General features: G+C 73.4%; 20 protein-coding genes and 2 pseudogenes. 16 read left to right on the top strand and 6 right to left on the bottom strand.

The genetic code is table 11. From position 1 onward, the window contains the following. Positions 1-163: 163 nt before the first annotated feature. Positions 164-1330, bottom strand: coding sequence for a LacI family DNA-binding transcriptional regulator (locus tag VSR01_RS05985; protein ID WP_326448234.1), 1167 nt, complete (start codon positions 1328-1330; stop codon positions 164-166). A gap of 184 nt (positions 1331-1514) precedes the next feature. On the opposite strand from VSR01_RS05985, the gene VSR01_RS05980 reads away from it, so the two are divergent. From VSR01_RS05980 to VSR01_RS05910, 15 genes and pseudogenes are all read left to right on the top strand, one after another. After that, positions 1515-2762 (top strand): MFS transporter, encoded by a 1248-nt coding sequence (locus VSR01_RS05980; RefSeq protein ID WP_326448233.1) that lies wholly within the window; start codon positions 1515-1517, stop codon positions 2760-2762. 9 nt (positions 2763-2771) lie between these two features. Then, the gene (pafA, locus tag VSR01_RS05975; protein ID WP_326448232.1) at positions 2772-4133 is read left to right on the top strand and encodes a Pup--protein ligase; all 1362 of its coding nucleotides are present in this window, start codon (positions 2772-2774) and stop codon (positions 4131-4133) included. An 84-nt stretch (positions 4134-4217) separates the two neighbouring features. Continuing rightward, entirely contained in the window at positions 4218-5237 is a 1020-nt protein-coding gene (locus tag VSR01_RS05970; RefSeq protein ID WP_326448231.1) for an FKBP-type peptidyl-prolyl cis-trans isomerase, read from the top strand. A 63-nt stretch (positions 5238-5300) separates the two neighbouring features. Next, a complete protein-coding gene (locus VSR01_RS05965) occupies positions 5301-5672 on the top strand; it encodes an FKBP-type peptidyl-prolyl cis-trans isomerase (RefSeq protein ID WP_326448230.1) in 372 nt (123 codons plus the stop codon). Positions 5673-5802: 130 nt separating this feature from the next. Next, the gene (locus VSR01_RS05960; RefSeq protein WP_326448229.1) at positions 5803-6744 is read left to right on the top strand and encodes a helix-turn-helix transcriptional regulator; all 942 of its coding nucleotides are present in this window, start codon (positions 5803-5805) and stop codon (positions 6742-6744) included. Between the two features lie 20 nt (positions 6745-6764). Continuing rightward, positions 6765-7721, top strand: a complete 957-nt coding sequence (locus tag VSR01_RS05955) for a helix-turn-helix transcriptional regulator (protein WP_326448228.1) — start codon at positions 6765-6767, stop codon at positions 7719-7721. Between the two features lie 11 nt (positions 7722-7732). Then, a complete protein-coding gene (locus tag VSR01_RS05950) occupies positions 7733-7969 on the top strand; it encodes a hypothetical protein (RefSeq protein WP_326448227.1) in 237 nt (78 codons plus the stop codon). Between the two features lie 58 nt (positions 7970-8027). Beyond that, a complete protein-coding gene (locus VSR01_RS05945; protein ID WP_326448226.1) occupies positions 8028-8210 on the top strand; it encodes a hypothetical protein in 183 nt (60 codons plus the stop codon). 163 nt (positions 8211-8373) lie between these two features. Further along, a complete protein-coding gene (tatA, locus tag VSR01_RS05940) occupies positions 8374-8658 on the top strand; it encodes a Sec-independent protein translocase subunit TatA (protein WP_326448225.1) in 285 nt (94 codons plus the stop codon). 117 nt (positions 8659-8775) lie between these two features. Then, positions 8776-9705 (top strand): twin-arginine translocase subunit TatC, encoded by a 930-nt coding sequence (gene tatC, locus VSR01_RS05935; RefSeq protein WP_326448224.1) that lies wholly within the window; start codon positions 8776-8778, stop codon positions 9703-9705. Between the two features lie 107 nt (positions 9706-9812). Next, positions 9813-10700, top strand: a complete 888-nt coding sequence (locus VSR01_RS05930; protein WP_326448223.1) for a diacylglycerol kinase — start codon at positions 9813-9815, stop codon at positions 10698-10700. A gap of 154 nt (positions 10701-10854) precedes the next feature. Next, positions 10855-13678, top strand: a pseudogene (locus VSR01_RS05925) (DEAD/DEAH box helicase). Between the two features lie 227 nt (positions 13679-13905). Next, a complete protein-coding gene (locus tag VSR01_RS05920) occupies positions 13906-14553 on the top strand; it encodes a PadR family transcriptional regulator (protein WP_326448222.1) in 648 nt (215 codons plus the stop codon). A gap of 229 nt (positions 14554-14782) precedes the next feature. Beyond that, the gene (locus VSR01_RS05915; RefSeq protein WP_326448221.1) at positions 14783-15805 is read left to right on the top strand and encodes an ATP-binding cassette domain-containing protein; all 1023 of its coding nucleotides are present in this window, start codon (positions 14783-14785) and stop codon (positions 15803-15805) included. A gap of 95 nt (positions 15806-15900) precedes the next feature. Then, positions 15901-16647: an ABC transporter permease gene (locus tag VSR01_RS05910; protein ID WP_326453510.1), complete on the top strand. Its 747-nt coding sequence runs from the start codon at positions 15901-15903 to the stop codon at positions 16645-16647. A gap of 82 nt (positions 16648-16729) precedes the next feature. Here the strand turns inward: VSR01_RS05910 and VSR01_RS05905 are convergent, their stop codons facing one another. The 3 genes from VSR01_RS05905 to VSR01_RS05895 form a co-directional block, all read right to left on the bottom strand. Next, a complete protein-coding gene (locus VSR01_RS05905) occupies positions 16730-17608 on the bottom strand; it encodes a siderophore-interacting protein (protein WP_326448220.1) in 879 nt (292 codons plus the stop codon). Between the two features lie 140 nt (positions 17609-17748). Then, a complete protein-coding gene (locus VSR01_RS05900; RefSeq protein WP_326448219.1) occupies positions 17749-19485 on the bottom strand; it encodes a cellulase family glycosylhydrolase in 1737 nt (578 codons plus the stop codon). A gap of 369 nt (positions 19486-19854) precedes the next feature. Then, positions 19855-21201, bottom strand: coding sequence for an MFS transporter (locus tag VSR01_RS05895; RefSeq protein ID WP_326448218.1), 1347 nt, complete (start codon positions 21199-21201; stop codon positions 19855-19857). Positions 21202-21492: 291 nt separating this feature from the next. Between VSR01_RS05895 and VSR01_RS05890 the strand changes: the two are divergent. Continuing rightward, positions 21493-22844, top strand: a pseudogene (locus tag VSR01_RS05890) (condensation domain-containing protein). Between the two features lie 23 nt (positions 22845-22867). Here VSR01_RS05890 and VSR01_RS05885 read toward each other — a convergent pair. Continuing rightward, positions 22868-24166 (bottom strand): ATP-grasp domain-containing protein, encoded by a 1299-nt coding sequence (locus tag VSR01_RS05885; RefSeq protein WP_326448217.1) that lies wholly within the window; start codon positions 24164-24166, stop codon positions 22868-22870. Next, positions 24147-25607, bottom strand: coding sequence for an AMP-binding protein (locus VSR01_RS05880; RefSeq protein WP_326448216.1), 1461 nt, complete (start codon positions 25605-25607; stop codon positions 24147-24149). Before VSR01_RS05880 ends, VSR01_RS05885 begins: the two co-directional genes overlap by 20 nt. Positions 25608-25611 lie beyond the last annotated feature (4 nt).

Genomic DNA, 25611 nt, shown 5'->3' with positions numbered 1-25611 from the left:
ACGGGGCTGCCCCTGGGGGGTGCGTCCGGACCTTCTCCCGGTGGGTGGTTTGTCGCGCAGTTCCCCGCGCCCCTGGTTGCTTGACGCTCGGCGTCGCGCTGGACCGCCTCGTTGGTCAGCTCGGCGCTGGGCGTGTTTTTCAGGGGCGCGGGGAACTGCGCGGTCAACCTGGTGCCGGGGGGAGATCCCGGGACGGCGGGACGGGGCAGCCGGGAGGGCGGGGCGGACGCGCAGTGCTGCCGCGGGGGACCAGGCGGACGGGCAGCTCGACCGGCGCGGCGGGCGCGCCCTCGAAGAGGGCGAGCAGCGCGCGCATGCCGTGCGCCCCGACCTCCTCCGCGGGGAGCCGCACCGAGGTCAGCTCGGGCTCCAACGCCGACGCGAGCACCAGATCGTCGAACCCTGACACCGACACATCCTCCGGGACCCGCAGCCCCAGCGCCCGCGCCGCCTTGTACGCCCCCGCGGCCAGCAGGTCCCCGTCGCACAGCAGCGCCGTGGGCCGCCCGTCCGCACCGCCGGCGCCGCCCGGCCCGCGCAGGGCCCGCAGCGCCGCCTCCCGCGCCGCGCCCATGTCCAGCGCGCAGCGCTCCTCGGCCAGCCGCGCCCCCGGCACCGCGTCCAGCACCTCGCGCACCGCTCGCGCCCGGACCCGGAACGTCCAGGAGTCCACGTCCGCCGCCAGATGGGTGATCCGGCGGTGCCCGAGCGCCACCAGGTGCCGCGCCACCTGCCGCATGCCGTCCGCCACCGCGAGGTTCACCGTCGGCGGCGCCGCCCGGTCCGGCGCCGCCCGGTCCGGCGCCGCCGCGGGCGCGGACGCCCCGCCCACGGCGGGCGCGGGCTCGCTGTCGAGCATCACCAGCGGCAGCCCCCCGCCGCCGATCCCGCCCAGCGCGTCCGCGGCCATCGAGGAGGCGATCACGCCGTCGATGGCCGTCTGGGCGGAGCCGAAGGGGTCGCGCGCCGGGCCCACGCCGGCCGGCGAGGGGTAGAGCACCACGCCGAAGCCGTGCTCGGCGGCCACCGCGGCGGCGCCCGCGTAGACCCGGGCGAAGTACTCGTGGGTGAGCGCGGGCACGACCAGCAGGGCGGTGCGGGTGCGGCCGGTCCGCAGGCTGCGCGCCGCGAGGTTCGGCCGGTAGCCCAGTTCGCCGGCCGCCGCGCGCACCGACTCCGCCGTCGCCGCCGACACCCGCCCGGGCCACTTGCCGCCGAGCACCAGGGAGACCGTCGCCTGCGACACGCCGGCCGCCCGCGCCACGTCGCGCGACGTCGGCCGCGCGGCCCCGGCCGTGCCGCCGCCCGCCCGCGTCCCGTCCCCGCTCACCCTCGTCCGCCCTTCTCGCCGTGCGCCGTCCGCCGTGCGTCTGCGGGCACGCCCCCCGTACGCCCGCCTGTGGGATCGCCTGCCGTGCGACCCGCTGCCGCGGCCTGGACCGCGGACTGCCGACATGGTACGTATGACCCCAGGACGTTATACGTAACACGTACCCGCGCACCCTGGGGGAGAGATGGCCGGCGGATACCGGGACCTGCTGCGGACGCGGCACGCCGCGCGGCTGCTCGGCGGCACCCTGCTCGGGCGGCTGCCCAACGCGATGGCCGCGCTCGCCATCGTGCTGTTCCTGCGCTCGCAGGGCGCCGGCTACGGCACCGCCGGCACCCTGTCCGCGCTCTACGGGCTCGCCGTGGCCGCCGGGCAGCCGCTGCTCGGCCGGGCCGTCGACAAGCGCGGCCAGCCCCGCGTGATGACCGGCGCCGCGCTGCTGTCCGCCGCCGGCTTCTGCCTGCTCGCGGCCACCGGCCCCGCGCCGCTGCCGCTCGCCGTCGCCGCCGTGCTGCTGGCCGGTCTCGCCACCCCGCCGCTGGAGGGCGGCCTGCGCGCGCTGTGGCCGGACGTGCTGCGCGACCAGGAGCGGGTGAAGCGGGCCTACGCGCTGGACGCCGCCGCCCAGGAGGTGATGTTCACCGTCGGCCCGCTGCTGGTGACCCTCGCCGCGTCCGCCGCCTCGCACGCCGCCGCCGTCGTGCTCACCGGCGCGCTCGGCGTCGCCGGCACCCTGGTCGTGGTGACCGCCGCGCCCTCGCGGGCCTGGCGGGCCGAGCCGCGCGAGGCCCACTGGCTCGGCGCGCTGCGCTCGGCGGGCCTGGCGGTGCTGCTGTGCGCCTGCTTCTTCGTCGGCATCGCGCTCGGCGCGGTCGCGCTGGCCGCCGTCGCCTACGGGGACGCGCACGGCGGCGGCCCCGCCGCGGCGTACGTGCTGGCCGCCAACGGCCTCGGCGCGCTGGCCGGCGGCCTCGGCTACGGCGCCCGCTCCTGGAGCGGCCCGCCCGAGCGGCGGCTGCGGCTGCTCTCGCTGGGCCTGGCCGCCTGCTATCCGCCGCTGCCGGCAGTCCCCGGCCTGCCCTGGATGCTGCCGCTGGCCGCCCTGTCCGGCCTGTTTCTCGCGCCCACCCTGGCCTGCGCCTTCCTGGTGGTCGACCGGCACGCCCCGCCGGGCACCGTGACGGAGGCGTTCTCCTGGGTGGTCACCGCCATCGGCGTCGGCTCGGCGCTGGGCACCGCGGTCGCCGGAGCCGCCGCGCAGCACGGGGGAGCGGCCGCCGCCTTCGGCGTGGCGGCGGCCGGCGGGGCCGCCGCCACGGTCGTACTGCTCTCCACCGGCGCTTTCCTGACGGCGGCAAACCTCGAAACCGGTGCGGAAAAAGATCCAAACCGTGCCCCTCAACCCCGTTTCAGCACCACGCATCAGGCGTAATGTTCAGACATGGACCGCCGCATTTTCGGGCTGGAGAACGAGTACGGCGTCACATGCACGTTCAGGGGACAGCGCCGCCTGTCCCCTGACGAGGTGGCGCGGTACCTCTTCCGCCGTGTCGTGTCATGGGGCCGCAGCAGCAACGTCTTCCTGAAAAACGGTGCCCGGCTCTACCTCGACGTGGGCTCGCACCCGGAGTACGCCACTCCGGAGTGCGACAACGTCACCGAACTCGTCACGCACGACAAAGCCGGGGAGCGCATCCTCGAAGGCCTTCTCGTCGACGCCGAACGCCGCCTGCACGAGGAGGGCATCGCCGGCGACGTCTACCTGTTCAAGAACAACACCGACTCGGCCGGCAACTCCTACGGGTGCCACGAGAATTACCTGGTGGCCCGGCACGGCGAATTCTCCCGGCTGGCGGACATCCTCATTCCGTTCCTCGTCACCCGCCAGCTGCTGTGCGGCGCGGGCAAGGTGCTGCAGACCCCGCGCGGCGCGGTCTACTGCGTCAGCCAGCGGGCCGAGCACATCTGGGAGGGCGTCAGCTCCGCCACCACCCGCTCCCGCCCGATCATCAACACCCGCGACGAGCCGCACGCCGACGCCGAGCGCTACCGCAGGCTGCACGTCATCGTCGGCGACTCCAACATGTCCGAGACCACCATGCTGCTCAAGGTCGGCGCCACCGACCTGGTGCTGCGGATGATCGAGGCCGGCACCGTGATGCGCGACCTCACCCTGGAGAACCCCATCCGGGCCATCCGCGAGGTCAGCCACGACATCACCGGCCGCCGCAAGGTCCGCCTGGCCTCGGGCCGCGAGGCCTCCGCGCTGGACATCCAGCAGGAGTACTACTCCAAAGCGGTGGAGTTCTGCGAGCGCCGCGGCATCCGCAGCGGCGTCATCGAGCAGGTGCTGGAGCTGTGGGGCCGCACCCTGGACGCCATCGGCAGCGGCGACCTGGCGAAGATCGGCACCGAGATCGACTGGGTGATGAAGTACCAGCTGATCGAGCGCTACCGGAACCGGGACAACATCACCATGTCCCACCCCAGGGTCGCACAGATAGACCTCGCCTACCACGACATCCACCGGCGCCGCGGGCTCTACTACCTGCTGGAGCGCAAGGGCCAGGCCAAGCGGATCTGCAGCGACCTGAAGATCTTCGAGGCCAAGTCGGTGCCCCCGCAGACCACCCGGGCCCGGCTGCGCGGCGACTTCATCCGCCGCGCCCAGGAGCAGCGCCGCGACTTCACCGTCGACTGGGTGCACCTGAAGCTCAACGACCAGGCGCAGCGCACCGTGCTGTGCAAGGACCCGTTCCGGTCCGTGGACGACCGGGTGGAGAAGCTCATCGCCGGGATGTGACCGCGCGACGGCACACCGTAGGGTGTGGGGCGGCACTCGCGACCCGCCAGCCCCACACCCGACGACCCGTAACGAGGACACCCCGTGCGCCGACGCTCCGTTCTGCTCGCCGTACCCGCGCTGATGCTCACCGCCGCCGGCTGCGGCGACGACGACAAGGGGAGCGACTCGGCGTCGTCCTCGTCGCCGACGCCCTCGGGTTCGACCGGCGCCACGCCGTCTGCGTCCGCCACCGCCGCCCCGAAGATCGTCGACGGCCCGGTGCCGGCCATCACCGCCGGCACGGCCTTCGGCCAGAAGCCCACCGTCGCCAAGGGCACCGGCACCCCGTCGACGGACCTCGCGGTCAAGACCGTCGTCGCCGGCGGCGGCCCGGTCATCGCCGCCGGCGACTACATCCAGGTCAACTACCTCGGCCAGATCTGGGACTCGGCGAAGGTCTTCGACACCTCCTTCGGCCGCGGCCCGTACACCAATGTGATCGGCAAGGGGAAGGTCATCCCCGGCTGGGACAAGGCCCTGGTCGGCAAGAAGGTCAAGAGCCGGGTCGAGATGGCCATCCCGCCGTCCCTGGGCTACGGCAGCTCCGGCAACGCGCAGGCCGGCATCAAGGGCACCGACACCCTGGTCTTCGTGGTCGACGTCCTCCAGCGGTTCAACGGCAAGAGCTCGGCCACCGGCACGAAGGTCCCGCAGTCGGACAAGAAGCTGCCCACGGTCGGCGCCAACACCGACGGCAAGGCCCCGGACATCACCGTGCCCAAGGGCGTCAAGCCCCCCGCCAAGCTGGTCTCGAACTACGTCATCGAGGGCGACGGCGCGGTGGTCAAGGCCAGCGACACGCTGCTGCTGCAGTACAAGGGCGTGGTCTGGGACACCGGCAAGGAGTTCGACGCCACCTACCGGAGCGGGGAACTCGCCGCGTTCCCGCTGGCGCAGCTCATCAAGGGCTGGCAGCAGGGCCTGGCCGGCAAGAAGGCCGGCAGCCGGGTGATGCTGGTGACCCCGCCCGACGTCGCCTACGGCGCCCAGCCGCCGAGCGGCAGCGGCATCCCGGCCAACGCGACGCTGGTCTTCTGCCTGGACATCCTCGCGATCCTGTGACCGGGTCCGTCCCGGGCTCTGCAAGACTGTGCGGGTTCTCCCGCAACGCACAAGGAGTTTCCGTTGAGCATCGACAAGCCCGAGATCGACTTCCCGGGCGGCGAGCCGCCGGCCGACCTGGAGATCAAGGACATCTGGGAGGGTGACGGACCGGTCGCCACGGCCGGCGACAACGTCTCCGTCCACTACGTCGGCGTCGCCTTCTCCAGCGGCGAGGAGTTCGACGCCAGCTGGAACCGCGGCGCGCCGCTGAGCTTCCAGCTGGGCGCCGGCCAGGTCATCCCCGGCTGGGACCGCGGCATCCAGGGCATGAAGGTCGGCGGGCGCCGCCAGCTGACCATCCCGGCCCACCTCGCCTACGGCGACCGCGGCGCCGGCTCGGCCATCAAGCCCGGCGAGACCCTGATCTTCGTCTGCGACCTGGTCTCCGTCTGACCTCCGGTCCGGACCGCCCGGGCCGGTCCATAGCACCACCGCCGAAAGGGCGCGGGCCGTTTGGTCCGCGCCCTTTCGGGGCGGTAGGTTCGACACGCTGGGGCGCTCACGAGGGGTGGCGAGGGTACGGATGGCGATTGCCAAGGCCGAGCGGCTGATGAACCTCGCGCTGTGCCTGATGAACACCCGGCGCCCGGTCAGCAAGCGCGAGCTGCGCGCCTCCATCGAGGCGTACCACGAGGTCACCTCCGACGACGCCTTCAACCGGATGTTCGAGCGCGACAAGGACGACCTGCGCGAACTCGGCCTGGTCATCGACACGGTGGAGAGCCTGGACGGCGAATTCGGCTACCTCGCCCGCAGCGACCGCAACCGGCTGCCGGACATCGCGCTCGACCCCGAGGAGGCCGCCGCGCTGAGCCTGGCCGCCAAGGTCTGGCAGCAGGCCAGGCTCGCCGAGGCGGCCAGCGGAGCGCTGCAGAAGCTGCGCGCCGCCGGCGTGCCGTTCGAGGACGCCAGCAGCGCGCTCGAACCCCGCATCGCCGCGCCCGAGCCGGCCTTCGAGGCGCTCATGCTCGCCACCCGCGAGCGCCGCGCCGTCGCCTTCGACTACCGCAAGGCCAACGCGGCGCGCCCCGAGCCCCGGCTGGTCGAGCCGTGGGCGCTGGAGTGCTGGCGCGGCCACTGGTACGTGGCCGGCCACGACCGCGACCGCGACGACGTCCGGGTCTTCCGGCTCTCCCGGATCTGCGGCCGGGTCCGCACCAAGGGCGCGGCCACCGCCCCCGTCCTGGACCACGTCGACGTCCGCGAGGCCGTCGCCCGCTGGGCCGGCGAGGGCGCCACCGCGGCCACCGCCCGGATCAGGCTGCGCCGCGGCAGCGGCTACCCGCTGCACGCCCGCGCCGTCCTCACCACGCCGGTGGACGCCGAGTGGGACGAGCTGGAGATTCCGTACGGGCACGGACTGGACGCCTGGCTGGCCGAGTTCGGCCCCGACGTGGTGGTCCTGGCCCCCGAGGAGCTGCGCACCGAGGTCGTCGACCGGCTGCGCGCCGTGGCCAAGGGCTGACGCGGGGGAGAGCGGGGAGCATGAGCAACGCCATCGACCAGACGCGCAGGATGCTGTCGCTGGTCACGTATCTGCGCGAGCGGCCCGGCGCCCGGGTCAGCGAGGTCGCGCGGGCCTTCGGCGTCACCGAGGCCGAGCTGATCGGCGACCTCAACGTGCTGCCGCTGTGCGGCACCAGCTTCCGCGGCGGCGACCTGCTGGACATCGACACCGACGGCGAGCGCATCTGGTGGCACAACCCGGGCACCGCCGACGACGTCGCCCAGCCGCTGCGGCTGGCCGCCGACGAGGCCACCGCGCTGCTGGTGGCCGCCCGCGCGGTGGCCAACCTGCCGGGGCTGCGCGACAGCGACCGGCAGGCGCTGCTGCGGGCCGGCACCAAGTTGGAGGCGGCGGCCGGCGAGGCGGCCGGGGCGAGCACCCACCTGTCGGTGACCTTCGAGTCCGAGGGCAGCGTGTTCGCGACCGTCGACCGCGCCCTCACCGAGCGCCGCCGGCTGTGGATGCGCTACTACTCCCCGGCTCGCGACACGCTGACCGAGCGCGAGGTGGACCCGATCCGGCTGTTCGCCGTCGGCCACACCTACGTCGAGGGGTGGTGCCGGCTCTCGGAGGACCGCCGCACCTTCCGGCTGGACCGCGTCGCCGAGATCCGGCTGCTGGACGAGCCGTCCGACCCGCCCAGGATCGAGCCGCGCGACCTGTCCCAGGGGCTGGTGCAGCCCGCCGGCGACGACCCGGAGGTGGTCGTCGAGGTCGGCCCCGGCGGACGATGGGTCGCCGAGTACTACCCGCACGACAGCGCCGAGGAGCTGCCGGACGGCGGTCTGCGGATCACCCTGCGCACCCCCGACCCGGGCTCGCTGCGCCGGCTGGCCCTGCGGCTGGGCCCGGACGGGCGGATCGTGTCGCCCGCGGGGCTGGCCGCCGAGGCCCGGGACGCCGCGGTCCAGGCACTGGCCGCCTACGGGGAGTGAGGACGCCGCCGATGACGCTGACGCCGGTCTCCGCCGGGCCCGTGCTGTTCCGGGCGAACTGCCCGCACTGCCGGGAGAGCTTCGAACTGGCGGCGGACGCGCTGCGGCTGGCCCTCGGCGGCTCGGCCCGCACCACGTTCTACTCCTTCACCTGCCCCGCGTGCGGCGAGCAGGTCCGCAAGCCGGCCGGCGAGCGCATCGTCGAACTCCTCACCGGCGGCGGCGTGCGCACCATCCGGCTGGCGTGAGGCCCGGCCGGTCCGGCGGGCGGTAGGCTCGCCGTCCATGTGGTGGATCATCGCCTGCGTGGGACTGTCGACCGCCGGCCTGCTGGTGCTCGCCGTGCTGGCCCTGCGGGTGTACGCCGAGGTGGCCGAGTTGGCCCGCCGGGTCGAGGCCGGCAGCCGCGCGCTGGCGGAGGCGGGGGAGCGGCTGAAGCGCGCCGCGGACCGGGCCGCCGAGCGCGCCGGCGGCATCTCCCGCCACTGAGCCTGCCGTGCCGAGGGGGACGAAGGGTACTCTGGCCGGGCGGCCCGCTACGGAGCGCGGCGGGGGCCGCCACCGGCCGTACGGCGGGGACCTCCCCTCCGTTCACCGGTGCACGCTACGATCACAGCGGAACACGCCGCCCCGGTGAGAAGGTAGATCTCATATGCTCGGCAACCTCAAGCCCCTGGAGCTCGTCCTCATCCTTCTCGTCGTCGTCCTGGTCTTCGGCGCCAAGAAGCTGCCGGACGTGGCCCGGTCGCTCGGCAAGTCGGCCCGCATCCTCAAAAGCGAGGCCAAGGCGATGAAGAACGACGGGTCCGACGGCACCGCCGAATCCACCGCCGCGCAGCCGGCGGCCGAGACCCCGCGCACCATCCAGTCCGCGCCCGGCGACACCGCGAGCGCCCGCCCGGTGCAGGAGCCGGCGGACCGCGCCGCCCGCGGCTGACCGTCGCCCGCAGCTGACCGGCGCCGCCGGGCCCGACCGGCCGCCGGACGACCCGACGCAGGACCAAGCCGTAGGCGGGGCGCCCCGCCCAGGCTGCCGCACGAGACGAGGACGTGGGTGCTCAAGACTGCCCGCCGCAAGCCGGCCAAGGACCCCGAGGGGCGGATGCCCCTCGCGGACCACCTGCGCGAGCTGCGCAACCGGCTTCTGAAGTCGGTCCTTGCGATCATCGTCGTCACCGTCGTGGCGGCGTTCTTCTACAAGGACATCATCCACCTGCTCCAGCAGCGCATCCCCGACAACGTCCGCTGCATCAACGGCCAGAACCACAAGGACACCAGCAAGGCCTGCGCGCAGATGACGGTGAGCGGCCTGCTCGGCGGCTTCTCCATCGCGCTGAAGGTCTCGCTGATGGCCGGCATCGTCGGCGCCTCGCCGGTCTGGCTCTACCAGCTGTGGGGCTTCCTCGCGCCCGGCCTGCACCGCAACGAGAAGCGCTACACCCTCGGCTTCGTCGGCGCGGGCGTCCCGCTGTTCCTGGCCGGCGGCCTGCTGGCGTACGAAATCCTGCCGCAGACCGCGCGGATCATGATCGGCTTCGTGCCGAACGACACCACCAACCTGCTGGCCCTCGACGACTTCCTCGACCTCGTCGTGCGCATGATCGTGGTCTTCGGCCTGGCCTTCGAGCTGCCGCTGGTGCTGGTGCTGCTGAACTTCACCGGCGTGGTCAGCGGCCGGCGGATGCTCGGCTGGTGGCGCGGCATGGTGATCGGCATCACCGTCTTCGCCGCCGTCGCCACCCCCACCGGCGACCCGCTGACCATGTGCCTGCTGGCCGCGCCGATCGTCTTCCTGTACTTCCTCGCGATGGGCGTCTGCTTCTTCAACGACGCGCGCCGGCGCCGCCGCCGCGAGGCCGACCCCGACTTCGGTCTCGACCCCGACGAGGCGTCCAGCCTCGACCACATCCCGGAGCAGATCACCTCCCAGCCCTTCGACGCGGCCGACCGGCGCGGCGACGACGGCTACGACGACGCCACCTGAGCGCGGCCCGGGCGCGGCCCGGCTCTTCGGCAGGCGCGGCCCCGGGCGGCGGTGACCGGGCATCCTCGGAGTGCCTGGAGCCGGCGGATACGGGATAGGGTCCGGCCGTGACCAGCGAGATCACCCTTGTCGTCAACCCCGCCGCGGGCCGTGGCCGCGGCGCCCGCGCCGCCGAGCCCGCCGCCGGCGCCCTGCGGGAGGCCGGCCACCGGGTGCGCGTCGTGGCCGGCGCGGACGCCGCGGAGGCGCTCGACCTGGCCCGCGCGGCCGTCGCCGGCGGCACCGGGGCACTCATCGCGGTCGGCGGCGACGGCATGGTCTCGCTCGCCCTGCAGGCCGTCGCGGGCACCGGCACCCCGCTGGGCGTCGTCGCGGTCGGCACCGGCAACGACTTCGCCCGGGTGAGCGGCCTGCCGGTGCGCGACCCCGCCGCGGCCGGCGCCGCGATCGCGCGGGCCCTGGCCGAGGGCCGGGGCCGCCCGGTGGACCTGGGCAGGACCGGCGACCGCTGGTTCGGCACCGTGCTCGCCTCCGGCTTCGACTCCCGGGTCAACGACCGCGGCAACCGGATGCGGTGGCCGGTCGGCCGCTTCCGCTACGACCTGGCGATGCTCGCCGAGCTCGCCGCGCTGCGCCCGATCCCGTACACGGTGGCCTTCGACGACGCGCCCGAGCGGGAGATCGAGGCGACCCTGATCGCGGTCGGCAACGGGTCCTCGTACGGCGGCGGCATGCGGATCTGCGCGGACGCGGTGATGGACGACGGGCTGTTCGACGTGTGCGTGGTCGGCCCGTGCAGCCGCAGCACCCTGCTGCGGGTCTTCCCGCGGGTCTACCGCGGCACCCACCCCTCGCACCCGGTGGTGACGGTGCACCGCGCCGCCCGGGTGCGGCTGGCCGCGGCCGACGTCACCGGCTACGCCGACGGCGAGCGGATCGGCCCGCTGCCGCTGGAGGCCGAGACGGTGCCGGGGGCGCTGCGCCTGCTGGTGTGAGGCGCCGGGCACGGGGCGTCCGGGGCGCTGGTGGGCCCCGGGGCGGCGGTGACCGCGCGCGGGTTCCCGCTGGGCAATCATGCCCCGGAAAAGCTGTACCGGGCAGATAAGATCACGCGCCGTGTCGGCACCTGCCGGTACGCTCGTTCCCGAGATGACCGAAGAGATGTCACCAGCCGAGCGCTACGCCGCCAGCCGTCGCCGCGCCGAAGAGAACGCCACCGCACTCGCCCGGTTCCGCGAGCTGTACGAGTTCGGGCTCGACCCGTTCCAGGTGGAGGCCTGTCAGGCGCTGGAGTCCGGCAGCGGCGTCCTGGTGGCCGCGCCGACCGGGTCCGGCAAGACCATCGTCGGCGAGTTCGCCGTGCACCTGGCCCTGGAGCAGGGCCGCAAGTGCTTCTACACCACCCCGATCAAGGCGCTGTCGAACCAGAAGTACAACGACCTCGCCAAGCGCTACGGCGCCGACCGCGTCGGCCTGCTCACCGGCGACAACAGCGTCAACGGCGACGCCCCGGTGATCGTGATGACCACCGAGGTGCTGCGGAACATGCTCTACGCGGGCTCGGCCGCCCTGGACGGCCTGGCCTACGTGGTGATGGACGAGGTGCACTACCTCTCCGACCGGTTCCGCGGCGCGGTGTGGGAAGAGGTGATCATCCACCTGCCGCAGTCCGTGACGCTGGTGTCGCTGTCGGCGACGGTTTCCAACGCCGAGGAGTTCGGCGACTGGCTGGACACCGTGCGCGGCGACACCGAGGTCATCGTCTCCGAGCACCGCCCGGTGCCGCTGTGGCAGCACGTGCTGGCCGGCCTGCGGATGTACGACCTGTTCGAGGAGAAGTCCGGGCCGACCGAGCCGCGTGGCCGCCGCGAGGTCAACGCGGACCTGGAGCGGCTGGCCCGGATGGAGAACCAGCGCGTCCACCGGCCCCGCGGCCGCGGCCGGGAGGCCGACCGGGAGCGCGAGCGCCGGGCCCGCAGCCGGGTGTGGACGCCCAGCCGCGCCGAGGTCATCGACCGGCTCGACGCCGAGGGCCTGCTGCCCGCCATCACCTTCATCTTCAGCCGGGCCGGCTGCGAGGCCGCCGTCCAGCAGTGCCTGTACGCCGGGCTGCGGCTGAACAACGACGAGGCCAGGGTGCGGGTGCGGTCGATCGTGGAGGAGCGCACCCGCTCCATCCCCGACGAGGACCTGCACGTCCTCGGCTACTTCGAGTGGCTGGAGGGCCTGGAGCGGGGCATCGCCGCCCACCACGCCGGCATGCTGCCGACCTTCAAGGAGGTCGTCGAGGAGCTGTTCGTCAAGGGCCTGGTCAAGGCGGTGTTCGCCACCGAGACGCTGGCGCTGGGCATCAACATGCCAGGCCCGCAGCGTGGTGCTGGAGAAGCTCGTCAAGTGGAACGGCGAGACCCACGCCGACATCACGCCCGGCGAGTACACCCAGCTCACCGGCCGGGCCGGGCGGCGCGGCATCGACGTGGAGGGCCACGCCGTGGTGCTGTGGCAGCGCGGCTTCGACCCGGCCGCCGTGGCGGGACTGGCCGGCACCCGTACGTATCCGCTGCGCTCGTCGTTCCGGCCGTCGTACAACATGGCGGTCAACCTGGTCGGCCAGTTCGGGCGGCACCGCTCGCGGGAGCTGCTGGAGACGTCCTTCGCGCAGTTCCAGGCCGACCGCTCGGTGGTCGGCATCTCCCGCCAGGTGCAGCGCAACGAGGAGGGCCTGGCCGGCTACCGGGAGTCGATGACCTGCCACCTCGGCGACTTCGACGCGTACATGCGGCTGCGCCGGGAGCTGAAGGAGCGGGAGGCCGAGCTGTCCCGGCAGGGCGCCGCGCAGCGCCGGGCCGCCGCGTCCGACGCGCTGGAGAAGCTCAGGCCCGGCGACATCATCCATGTGCCGGCCGGCAAGTTCGCGGGCCTGGCACTGGTGCTGGAGCCGGGCATCCCCGGCCGCGCGACCGGTCACCACCACCCGCGCGGCGGCGAGTACCACGACGGCCCGCGCCCGCTGGTGCTGACCGCCGAGCGCCAGGTCAAGCGGCTGGCCGCGCTGGACTTCCCGGTGCCGGTCGAGCCGCTGGAGCGGATGCGCATCCCCAAGTCCTTCAACCCGCGCAGCCCGCAGTCCCGCCGCGACCTCGCCTCGGCGATGCGCAGCAAGGCCGGCACGGCCCGCTGGACCGGGCCGGTGCGGCACCGCAGGGAGCGCGCGGCGGCGGCCGACGACACCGAGATCGCCCGGCTGCGCGCCGCGATCAGGGCGCACCCCTGCCACGGCTGCGACGACCGCGAGGACCACGCCCGCTGGGCCGAGCGCTACCAGCGGCTGCGCCGCGACAACCAGCAGCTGGAGCGCCGCATCGAGGGCCGCACCAACACCATCGCCCGCACCTTCGACCGGGTGTGCGCGGTGCTGTCCGAACTCGGCTATCTGGAGGGCGACACGGTCACCCCCGAGGGCCGCAGGCTGGCCCGGCTCTACGGCGAGTTGGACCTGCTGGCCAGCGAATGCCTGCGCGACGGCGTGTGGAACGCCCTCGGCCCGGCCGAACTCGCCGCCTGCGCCTCGGCGTTGGTCTACGAGTCCCGGCAGTCCGACGACGCGGTGACGCCCAAGCTGCCGACCGGCGCCGCGCGTGACGCGCTCGGCGAGATGGTCCGCATCTGGGGCCGTCTCGACGCGCTGGAGGAGGCGCACCGGATCAACCAGACCGAGGGCGTCGGCCAGCGCGAGCCGGACCTCGGCTTCGCCTGGGCCGCCTACCGCTGGACGTCCGGCCGGCCGCTGGACGACGTGCTGTCGGAGGCGGACATGCCGGCCGGCGACTTCGTCCGCTGGTGCAAGCAGCTGATCGACGTGCTCGGCCAGATCGCCGACGCCGCGCCGCCCGACGGCCCGGTCCGCCGCAACGCCCGCAAGGCCGTGGAGGGCCTGCGCCGCGGCGTGGTGGCGTACTCCTCGGTGGGCTGACCCCCTCCTGGCCCCCTCCTGACCCTCCTGACCTCCTCCGTACGGCCGCTCCCGTACGCCCGTTGGCGCCCGTTCGCGCTCCTTCGCGCCTGCGGGCGCCCACGCGGGGTCGCGCCCTGCCGTGCGTCCTCCCAGATTCGCGATACATCGCGGTTGATGCCGACCTGTCTTCGCGATATACTCGGCTGCGGATATACGGGATCGAGTGATGGTCGGGGGTGGCGGTCATGGCCCAGCGGGCACGGCTGTCCAATCCGCTGGCCCTGGCGGTCATGGTGTTCCTCGGCGAACGCCCGATGCACCCGTACGAGATCGCCCGGCTGCTGCGGCAGCGCGGCAAGGAACACGTCATCAAGATCAACTACGGCTCGCTCTACACCGTGGTGCAGAACCTGGAGAAGCGCGGCTTCGTCGAGGTGACCGGCGTGCAACGCGAGGGCAACCGGCCCGAGCGCACCCTCTACGGCCTCACCGAGGCCGGCCGGGTCGAGATGCACGACTGGCTGGCCGACCTGGTGGCCGTGCCCGCCCGGGAGTACCCCGCCTTCGACACCGCGCTCTCGCTGATCGGCGCGCTGCACCCGGACGAGGTGGCCGATCTGCTCGCCGAGCGGGTGCACGCCCTGGAGGTGCACGCCGCCGCGCTGCGCGGCATCCTCGGCCGGCTCGACGCGGACCTGCCCCGGCTGTTCGTGATCGAGACCGAGTACCAGCTGCACATGATCGACGCCCAGGCGCAGTGGGTGCGCGGGCTGCTCACGGCGATGGCCGACGGCGCCCTGCCGGGCGTGGCACAGTGGCGGACCTTCCACGAGACCGGCGAGGTGCCGGAGGAGTGGACCGATATCGAGGAGCGCATGGCAGAGCAGGAATGACGAGGTCCGGCGCCCGCTGCGGCAACAGCGGACGCCGGCACGCGAACCAGCGAACCCGGCCGGAACGCCCGCGGACCGCGGACACCGGGGGATCGAGGTGCGGCACACCCACGATATCCCGGCTCCCCTCCGCGGCTGCGCCATCTCGTCCGGCCCCACAGCCGTGCCCGTCCGGAGGCGCCCGCGCGCACCTCCGGCCGGCACCACAGCACCGCGGAGGCACACCACCATGACCACCCACCCGCCCGCCGTCGAGGCGAGCGACCTCACCAAGAGCTATCCCGGCGGCGTGACCGCCCTGGACGGGATGTCCGTCACCGTCGCCGCCGGCACCGTCTTCGGGCTGCTCGGCCCCAACGGCGCCGGCAAGTCCACCACCGTCAAGATCCTCACCACCCTGGCCCGCCCCGACTCCGGCGCCGCCTCGGTCGCCGGGCACGACGTGCTGCGCCACCCGGACCGGGTGCGCCGCGCGATCGGCGTGGTGGCCCAGAAGTCGGGCGCCGACCCGGTGGCCACCGGCCGCGAGAACCTGCTGCTCCAGGGCCGCCTGTACGGGCTGCGCGGCGCGGACCTGGCCCGCCGCGTCGACGGGCTGCTGGAGCGCTTCGACCTCGCGGACGCAGGCGGCCGGCTGGTCAGGACGTACTCCGGCGGCATGCAGCGCCGCCTGGACGTGGCGCTCGGGCTGGTGCACCGGCCCCTGGTGCTCTTCCTGGACGAGCCGACGACCGGCCTGGACCCGGAGGCGCGCACGGCGATGTGGGACGAGATCGACCGGCTGGCCGGCGACGAGGGCCTGACCATCCTGCTCACCACGCACTACCTGGAGGAGGCCGACCGCCTCGCCGAGCGCATCGCGATCGTGGACCGCGGCCGGGTCGTCGCCGAGGGCACGCCGGACGAGCTGAAGGGCGAACTGCGCGGCGACGCCGTCCACGTGGAGCTGCGCGAGACGCCCGGCGCGGTCGACGCGCAGCTGCTGCGAGCCGCCCTGGACGCCTTCGCCGGCGTGCGCGAGGCGGTGGTCGACGGCCGCAGGCTCAGCGCCCGCGCCGACGACGGGCCCGCCGCCGTACCGCAGGTGCTGGCCGTGCTGGAGCGCGAGGGGGCGCAGGTCGCGTCCGTGACCGTGGCCCGGCCCTCGCTGGACGACGTCTACCTCCGCTACGCCGGGCGCCGGTTCGCCGACGCCGACGGCGCCGCGGGCGCCGCCCCCCTCCCCGCGGGCGCCGCCGGAGGTGCGCGATGACCGCCGCCACCCCGTACGCCGGAGCCGGCCGTGCCGACTCCGCCGGGTCCGCGCCCGGCCGCGGCCTCCTGGAAGCGCTCGCGCACAGCTGGTACATGACGCAGCGTCAGCTGGTGGCGATCTTCCGCCAGCCGGTTTTCGTCGTGATCACCCTGGTGCAGCCGGTCATCTGGCTGTTCCTGTTCGGCCAGTTGTTCAAGAAGGTGGTCGAACTCCCGGGCTTCGGCGCCCAGTCGTACCTGGACTATTTGGTGCCCGGCGTGGTGGTGATGAGCGCGGTGTCCTCCAACATGTGGGCCGGCATGGGCACGTTGGAGGAGATCGAGCGCGGCACCCTGAACCGCTTCCTGATCACGCCGGTCAGCCGCGCGGCGCTGATGAACGCCAACGTGGTGCAGCAGGCGTTCAGCACCACCGTGCAGTCCGCGGTGATCGTGCTGCTCGGCAAGCTCGGCGGCGCGCACTACCCGGGCGGCATCGGCGGCGTGCTGCTGCTGGTGCTGCTGTCGATCCTGCTCGGCACGGTCTTCGGCGCGCTGTCCAACGCGCTGGGCATGCTGGTCAGGCAGCGCGAGAGCATCATCGGTGTCAACACCTTCCTGCTGCTGCCGCTGACCTTCCTGTCCTCCGCGTTCATGGCGCCCGGCCTGATGCCCTCCTGGATGCGGCACATCGCCGACTTCAACCCGGTCAACTGGGCGCTGGTCGCCGGGCGTTCGGCGATGTCCGCGAACCCCGACCCGGGCGTGGTGCTGGGCCGCGGCGGCGCGCTGCTGGCGCTGGCGGCAGCGGCGGTGTGGCTGTCCACCCGAACCTTCCGCTCGTACCAGAAGTCGGTGTGAGAGCGGCCCGGGCCCCCGCGGCGTGCGGGGGCCCGAGCCCTGTCCCGGCGCGGGGCCGGCCTTGTCCCGGCGCGAGGCGCGTTCAGGCAGCGCCCTCCTGCTCGGCCTCGACCTGCGCGTTCCACTCCCGCTTGGAGGACTGCCAGCCGTCTTCGTCCTTGCCGATCCGCCAGTAACCGGAGATCGACAGCCGCTCGCGCGGGACCCCGCGGTCCAGCCGCAGGTGCCGGCGCAGCTCCTTGACGAAAGTCGCCTCGCCGTGCACGAAGGCGTGCACGTCGCCCGGCGGGAAGTCCAGCGCGGTGACCGCCTCCACCAGGGCCTCGCCCACCGGGCGCGAGCCGCGGTGCAGCCAGACGATCTCGGCGTCGCCCGCGGTGACCAGCTTCTGCTCCTCGGCCGGCCCCTCGACCTCCACGAACACCTTCGCCGTCGCCCCGGCCGGCAGTCGCTCCACCGCCGCGGCCACGGCCGGCAGCGCGCTCTCGTCACCGGCCAGCAGGTGCCAGTCGGCCGCCGGATCGGGCGCGTACCCGCCGCCCGGGCCCATGAACCACAGGCTGTCGCCCGGCTCCACCCGCGCCGCCCACGGCCCGGCCAGCCCCTGGTCGCCGTGGTGCACGAAGTCGACCGTCATCTCGCGCGCCGCCGGGTCCCAGGCCCGCACGGTGTACGTGCGGGTCGTCGGCCACTGCTCGCGCGGCAGGTCGCGGCGGATCGCCTCGATGTCCAACGGCGCGGTGTACCGCTGCCGGTAGGCGTCCTCCAGCGCGCCGCCGCCGGGCGCGAACAGCAGCTTCACGTAGTGGTCGGTGCACGCGCCCACCTCCAGCTCGGCGTCCGCCGCCAGCTCGAACACCACCCGGATCATGTGCGGCGTCAGCCGCTCGGCCCGCACCACGTGCGCGGACTTCGCCCTCGGCGTCCTGCGCGGCGCTCCGCGCTCGGGTCGTTCCGCCATCGGCAGCCTCCAGACCTTTCAAGTTAGGCAAGCCTAACCCATGGGTCGGCCGGACCGCACGCACCGGACCCGGTCACGCGGCACGTCCGCGCCGGCGGGTCGGGGACCCGCCGGCGCGGACGTCGGTGCGGCCGTGGCCGTCAGGAGGCGGTGCAGGTGAGGGCCGGTGCGGTGAAGGCGCCGCTGGCCGTGCCCTGGAAACCGAAGCTGGTGGAACCGGCCGCGGCGAGTGCGCCGTTGTAGCTGAGGTTGGTCGCGGTGACCGAGGCGCCGGTCTGCTGGACGGTGGCGTTCCAGGCGCTGGTCTCCTGCTGGCTGCCGGGCCAGGTCCAGGCGACCTTCCAGCCGTTGACCGGGGCGCTGCCCGCGGTGACCGTCACGGTGGCGGTGAAGCCGGCGGACCACTGGTTGTCGATGTGCAGGACCGCGGTGCAGCCCGCGTTGCCCGTGCCGCCGGTGGTCGTACCGGAAGTGGTGCCGGTCGACGTTCCGGCGGAGGTGCCGGTGGAGGTGCCCGTCGTCGTGCCGCTGGACGTACCGGAGGACGTGCCCGACGAGGTGCCGGAGGACGTGCCGCTGGACGTGCCGGAGGACGTGCCGGAGGACGTGCCCGACGACGTGCCGGAGGAGGTGCCGCCCGTCGAGCCCGTGCCGCCGAAGGTCGGCGCCTTGATCGAGGTCAGGTACCCGTCCTTGACCGTGTCGACGCTCTGCCAGTCGTCCTTGAGGATGCCGCCGGTGTCACCGGAGTCGGGGTTCCAGGACCAGAACGTCCAGCTGAAGCTGTCCCCGCCGTTGGTCGAGGTCGGCAGCATGTACGAGACCAGGGCCTTCAGCCACTGCTGGTCGGTCGTGGACTGCAGGGTGGTGCCGAACTCGCCGACCCACACCGGCGCGAGGTTCTGCTTGAAGATGTAGCCCCAGTACTTGTCCCACACGCCCGGCATGTTGGCCGGGAACGACGGGTCGGTGAACCAGGTCTGCTGGGCGACCGAGGTCGCGTAGTCGTGCGCGGAGTACACGACCCGGTTGGCCACGCTGAGCTGCACCGGGTACTGCGCGACGCCCATCAGGTTGCCGCCCCACCAGCCGGACGTGCCGTTGAAGGTCTGGATGCCCTCGACGAAGATCAGCAGGTTGGGGTTGACGCCGAGGACCGCGTTGCCGGCCCGCTCGGCGGCCAGCCGCCAGTCGGTGGAGGTGTCGCCGCAGCCCCAGCAGGCCGGGTCGTGCGGCTCGTTGTGCAGGTCGATGCCGACGACCGCGGTGTTCCCCTGGTAACGGGCGGCCAGCGCCTTGAGATTGGTGATCCAGGTCGACTCCGGGACGCTGCTGGTGTACCACAGCGCCGACTGGCCGCTGGAGTCCGGGCGGTGCCGGTCCAGGATGACCCGCAGGCCGACCGACCCCGCGTAGTCGACGATCTTGTCCATGATCTGGAGCGGGCTGAGACCCTGCAGATCCTGGTTCATGCCGTAGAAGGTGATGCTGTTGGCCGTGGCGCCGGGCTTGAAGATGTCGTCGCTGTACGGCAGTCGGATCGTGTTGTACCCGAGCTGCTTCATCTGGTCGATCATGCTCTTGTAGTCACGCGACCAGAGGCCGTGCACGACCTCGTTCGAGGTCTCGAAGCCGAACCAGTTGATGCCCGCGATGCGCACCGGCTGGTTGTTGGAGTCCAGGATGTCCCGCCCGCTGGTGTGCCAGTAGCCGGTGCCCGCGGCGGCTGCCGCCGCTGCGGCGGCCGGCGCGAGGGCCGGCTTCGCGGCGGTCGGGGCGGAGTTGCCCGCCGCCGTCGCGGACGACTGGCCCACGACGAGCGCGATCAGCGCCAGCAGGGCTGCCGCGACCGCGGCGCCGAACGCGGCGCGCGGCATGCGGGACGTTCGAGGGGGGCTCGTGGGGGAGCCCGAGGTGCTGACCACGGGTGCGATTCCTCTCGGTGGGGGGTGGAACGCCTTCAGTTCGTGGTGTGGGGGGACGCCGGGAACACTGTGGGAGCGCTCCCAGACGCACCCTGCATGAAAGCGACGTCACCTGCGGGGCGTCAAGAGGGCCGACCGTCTTCACCTTGTGAAGCCAACGGGCTCGTGCATGGATGGCGGTGAATGGCCGGCGGTGAGACGTCGGTGGCTCGCGACGTCGCCGCGGCGGTTTCTGCGGCGGCACCGACACGACCGGCCCGTCGCGGTGACGACGACATCATCCGGCTCAGCCCGCCGGTCGTCGGCGCGGTGCCGCTCCCGTCAGGCGGTGTCGCCGACCGGCGAGTTCGCGGCGGGCGGGATCGCGGTGGCCGAGGCGCCGGTCCCGTCGGCCCGCTCGGCCGGCCGGGTGCGGGCGCCGAAGCGGGCCAGAGCCGGGCCGGTGAGTCCCAGGAACAGCATGATCGCCCCGAGCCCGATCCAGCCGGCGCTGCCGAAGTCCAGGACGACGCCCAGCAGGAAGACCGGCGCGACGGCGCGGGCTGCTCCGGACGCCGTACCGGACAAGCCCTGGTACTGGCCCTGGGCGTATGCCGGCGGAAGACCGTAATCGAACGCGAAGGTGCCGGAGGCGTACCAGATCTCGCCGAGCGTGAGCAGCGCCATTCCGGCGGCGAGCACGAGCAGGGCCGCCCATGCCGGTGCCGCGGCCATCAGGCTGATCGCGGCGCAGCCGAGCATGAGGGCGATGCCCGCGCGGCGCAGGGCCACTCCGCCGTCGCCGAGTGTCTGGACGCTGCCGCCGAGCCGGACCTGGAGGAGCACCACCAGGGCGGTGTTGATGATGAAGGCGAGGGTGACCCCCCAGCTCGGGGCGTCGGTGTGGCCGACGATCCAGACCGGGATCATGATTTCGAGGATGAGCGACTGGACGGTCATCGCGCCGCCGACCAGCGCATAGGCGACGAACGCCTTGTCCCGCAGCGCGATGCCTTTGGGATCGGGCGCGGCGTCGACGGCCGGACCCGGGTGGTCGTCGTCAGGGGAATCCTTCTCCGGCCGGGGCAGCGGCCGGTAGTCGGGAACCCTGAACAGCAGGATGAGTGCGGCTGTCTGGGCGGCGCCGAACAACACGATGAGGACGTGATAGGCGGCGGCGGTGCCGATCTGGATGCCGGCGCCGCTGACCAGTGAGCCGAACGCCACCCCGATGTTGGCGACCGCGCGGGACTGCGAGCGGATGGTGACGGTCTGCTCGCCGCCCACCCTGCGCAGCAGGGCGCCGACGGAGGGGAAGTAGGCGGCGAAGCTGACGTCCATGCACGCGTTGACGACCAGCAGGGTCAAGAAGTTCTGGACCAGCAGGTAGGCGAGCCCGGAGGCGGCCAGCAGGGCGAGCGATCCCATGACCACCCGGCGCGGGCCGACTCGGTCCGCGAGCGCGCCGGCCGGCGCGGACATGAGGATGGCGATCAGGCTGGACACGGTGAAGGCGAGTCCGACCTTCGCGGAGGACAGGCCGACGATCCTGGTGAAGTAGAGGACGCTGATCGGCATCATGATGCCGCCGCCCACCGTGCCCACGAACGACGAGGTGACATACATGCGCTGCGGGCCGGCCTCCGGTACGAGGCTCTTGGCGAAGGTCAACGGACTGAGTACGGACATGGCCTGCCTTCTGTCGTCCACGCGTCGGCATCCCAGGACGGGCGACGCGTCTCGCCCGAAGCGAGCGTCGCCGCGCGTCCTGACCGTCCGCTCCGGTGTTCCGTCACGGCTCTGCTGGATGGACAACCTAGGGGTTCGCGGCCTGGCGGGCATCTCCCCACATGCCCGGCCGGCCGGTGCCCGCCCGGCTCGGCAACCTCGAAGCTGCCCGGCGCCGCGTCCGACTCCTAGCGTCGAAGGGCCGAGCACCGCCTTCGGTGCGGGACAGAGAACCGGAAAGGGCGTTGCCGTATGCCAGGCGCCGAGGAAGTCACCCGCTATCCGCTCTCCGCCCAGCTGACGATGTGCTGTGCCGATGAGCGGGAGGGCTTCGACATGTCGAAGTTCATCGCGCCGATGGCGCTCAGGATACGGGGCGTCGTGGACACCTCCGCGCTCCGGAGCGCGCTGGACGACGTGGTGGCCCGGCACGAGTCGCTGCGCACGGTGCTCGCCTGCGACTGCGAGGACGACGGCCCCGCGTACCAGTCGGTGCTGCCTCCCTCCTCCGTGCCGTTCACCGAGCACGTCCTGGTGCCCGGCCCGGGGGAATCACGGGAGGACGTCGCCGAGGAGCTCCTCGTCAAGCTGCACGCGCAGACGATGCCGCGCTCGCAGACCCCCCTGCTCAGGGCCGCGCTGCACCGGTTCGACGACCGGGACGCGGTGCTGACGATCCTCTCCTCCCACCTCGCGGTCGACGCGTGGTCCGCCGGTCTCCTCCGCCGCGACCTCGCGGCCTGCTACCGGGCCCGGGTACGCGGCGAGGCAGCCGGACTCCCCCGGCCCGGCAGTACGGGGAGTACGCCGCGCGACAGCAGGCCGAGCTGGCCGGGGAGAAGTCCAGGAAGGTCCGTGACTTCTGGACCGCGCAGCTGGCCGGCGGCCAGGTCTTCGCGCCGGCCGCCGATCAGGTCCCCGGCGCCGCTCCTGTCGGCAGCGTCTACGGCCACGCCGCCTTCGAACTCGGTCCGCGGGAGATGGACGCCGTCCGCGCCGTCGCACGCAGCGTGCGCGGTACGCCCTGGCACGTGCTGGTCGCGGCGGGCGCGCTGCTCGCCGCCCGGGTCACCGGGGTTCCGGACGCCGCGCTCATCTCCCAGACCGCCGCCCGCGACGACCGGGACTTCCGTGACACCGTGGGGTTCTTCGCGGACGTGCTGCCGCTGCGGGTCGACCTCCGGGACTGCGTCACCTACCGGGACGTCCTGCTGCGAGCGCGCGGAACCTGCCTGGACGCTTCCCGCCACCCCCTGCCGAACCAGGTGATCGAACAGGACAACCCCGACTTCATGCGGCCCCAGGCGCAGCCGGAGAACATGCTGTTCCTCTTCAACTACGCCCGGCCGGTGGTGGCGGACCAGGACATCCAGTTCGCCGAGCACGTCGAGCAGGTCACCATGCGGCGTGAAGTGCCGCTGGGCCGGGGCGGATTCTGCATCTGGGGCATGTGGGACCTGCCCTCCGGCGGCCTGCGCGGCCTGTTCGAGTACGCGCCCGACCGGCTCAGGGCCGGCACGGCGGAACGCTGGACAGCCGACTTCGCCGCCCTGGTCGCACGCATCGCCGTCGCCCCCGACAAGCCCTGGACAGCGGACGTCTGAGCAGCCGGGACCGGCGGCGGCCGTCAGGCGGCGCCGGTCCCGCCGTCGGTGTGCAGGCTGAACGTCCGGGCGGCGCGGACGCACAGGTCGTGGAGTTCCGCGGCGCTGCCCGCGCCGAGGACCAGGAAGAAGTACCAGTCGGACGGCCCGGTCAGGCGGGCCCGCTCGCCGATCCCCCGCTGCCGGCGCCAGGTGATCGTGCCGGGGAAGGCCCGCAGTTCCGCATCGGTCGGCACGCTGGTGATGACCCCGGGGACCGACGGCCGGATGCTGATCCCGCCGACGTGCGGCCAGGGCCGGGTGAGCGGCGGGATGCCGCCTGTCAGCGTGGAGTCCGCGATGAGGGACCAGGTGGAGCGGCCGTGGTAGGCGCCGAGCATCGGCTGCACCCAGGCGCCGCCTGCGCGCGAGGCGATCTCGGAGAAGACCAGTTCCCCGTCGGGGCGCCGGAACACCTCCAGGTGGGTCGGGCCGTCGACGATGCCGAGCGCCGGGTTGATCCGCGCGTGCATCTGCCGTAGCCGGTCGTAGAGTTCGGGATGCTCCTCGGGCGCCAGGATCATCGATCCGTCGAGCGCGGTCTCCAGCACCGTGATCCGCGGTCGCAGGTAGCGGTGGACCACGAACGTCTCCGCCCGGCCGCCCGACCAGATCGCGTCGACGCACAGTTCCTCGCCCGGCACGAACTCCTCGACGATCAGGTGGCGGGACCGCTGCGCCGGGTCGAAGGTCAGCCCGGTCGCGGCGGCTTCCAGTCCGGCGGCCTCGTCGACCCTGACCGTCGCGCTGGCGCCGAATCCGGCTGCCGGTTTGACGATCAGCGGCGCCGTCAGCTCCTTCCCGGCCAGGATCGTGGCCGCCTCGTCCCGGGCGTCCGCCAGCGACCGGAACCGGGTCACGGGCACGCCGGCGGCCCGTACCAGTTCCTTCATGAGGCGCTTGTCGCGGTGCGCGACGTGATGCACGGGATCGCCCGGCGGGTCCTGCACCAGCATGCGCAGGTAGCCCGCGCCGAACTGGCTCAGCTCGTTCTGGTTGCACACCCGGATGACCGGAGGACACGTCTGCCGCAGGTCGACGGCGACGGCCGACACTTCGGACAGCGAGTCGAGGCTGCCCACGGTGTAGACCTTCCGGCATCGGGCCAGCAACCGCGGGTCCGGCGACTCGTACCGGACGTCGGCGCGTTCGAGCACCAGGCAGACGTCGGCCTGGCGTTCGGCACGCGCGGGGTGGTCCAGCAGGGCGGCGAGCAGCTCCGGCTGATACCGGCAGACGACGACGGTGCAGGGACCTGCGCGGTCAGGACGCCTCGCGGTCATCGTCGGCCCCTTTCAGGTCGAGGAGTTCTCTGAGGCCCCGCCGGTCGGCCTTGCCGCCCGGGAGCAGCGGCATGGCCGCGAGTCCGATGACGCGATCGGGCATGCCGGCGCCGAGCACGGCGTGCAGCGGACGGCGCAGCGCCGGGGCGACTGCCGGGTCCGGAACCTCGACGACCAGCACGACGTCGCCGGTCGCGGGCAGGTGGACGCAACAGGCCGAGCGGACCGCGGGCAGGTCGGCGGCGGCCGCCTCGATGGCGGCGATGTCCACGAATACGCCCCGGCGTTTGACCAGCGAGTCCAGCCGGCCGACGATCACAAGCCGCCCCGCCCCGTCCAGCATGCCGCGGTCCTGGGTACGGAACGCGGTCCCCTCGTCGCCGCACGACAGGCGTGCGCGGTCGTCCGGCCCGCAGGCGCCGGAGAGGTAGCCGAGCGAGCCGTCCGGGGTGGTGATGACGACTCGCTGAACGCCAGGGGCGCCGGCCGGGTCGACGGGTTCCAGGCCGAGGACCGTGCCGGGCAGCGGGTGGCCGACCGGCTGCAGACCGGAACCGCAGTCGTCGGGCACCTCGTAGTGGAACTTGGCGAGCGTGGTCTCCGACGGCCCGTACAGATTGCCGACCTTCGACTTCGGGGCGACCGCACGCCACTGCCGCACATGTCGCCCGTACAGGGGCTCGCCGGCGAACACCGTGTGCCGTAGCGCGTCGAGGGTGGTCGGCGGGGCAGCGGCGAGCCAGCGGGCGCTCAGGCTCGGCACCGCGTGCAGCACCTCGATGCCGCTCTCGGCGAGCCAGGGGAGCACGGCGGCCGGGGTGACGCGGGTGGACCGGGGGGCGACATGCAGTTCACCGCCTGAGCACAGCGGGAGCAGCAGGTCGCGGTAGACCACGTCGAACGACGGGGAGGTCAGCATCGCCACCCGGGTGCCGGGGGCCAGCCCGAGCGCGGCGATCTCCCAGTCGATGAAGGCCAGCAGCCCGGCCGCGCGGCCGACGATGCCCTTGGGAGTTCCCTGGCTGCCCGAGGAGAACACCAGGTAGCCGGCGCTGGCCGGCAGGACGCGCGGGTCGGGCTCACCGGTCGGCTCGGCCTCGCCGGTCGCGGGCCGCAGCACTGCCGACGGCCGGGCGGCCTCCAGCACGGCGGTCACCCGCGCCGCGGCCTGCTGTTCGTCGACGAGCAGAGGCACCAGCCCGGCGGCCCTGGCGCCGAGGAAGGCCGCCGCGGTGGCCGGCTCGCCGCCGGTGAGTACCGCGACCGGTGTGCCGGTGGCGAGGCCGAGCGCCGCGCAGCGGCCTTGCCACCGGTCGGTCTGCCGCAGCAGGTCCCGGTAGGTGATCCGCTCGCCCCCGCCGACCACGGCCGGGTCTTCGGGACGGCCCGCGGCGATGAGCCTGACCCGGTCGACGATCGGGCAGGGCGTGGCCGCTTCCACGCCG

Source organism: Actinacidiphila sp. DG2A-62 (genome assembly GCF_035825295.1).
Classification (GTDB): Bacteria; Actinomycetota; Actinomycetes; order Streptomycetales; family Streptomycetaceae; genus Actinacidiphila.
The sequence above is the reverse complement of the archived record's forward strand: the minus strand, read 5'-3'. Positions and strand labels throughout refer to the sequence as shown.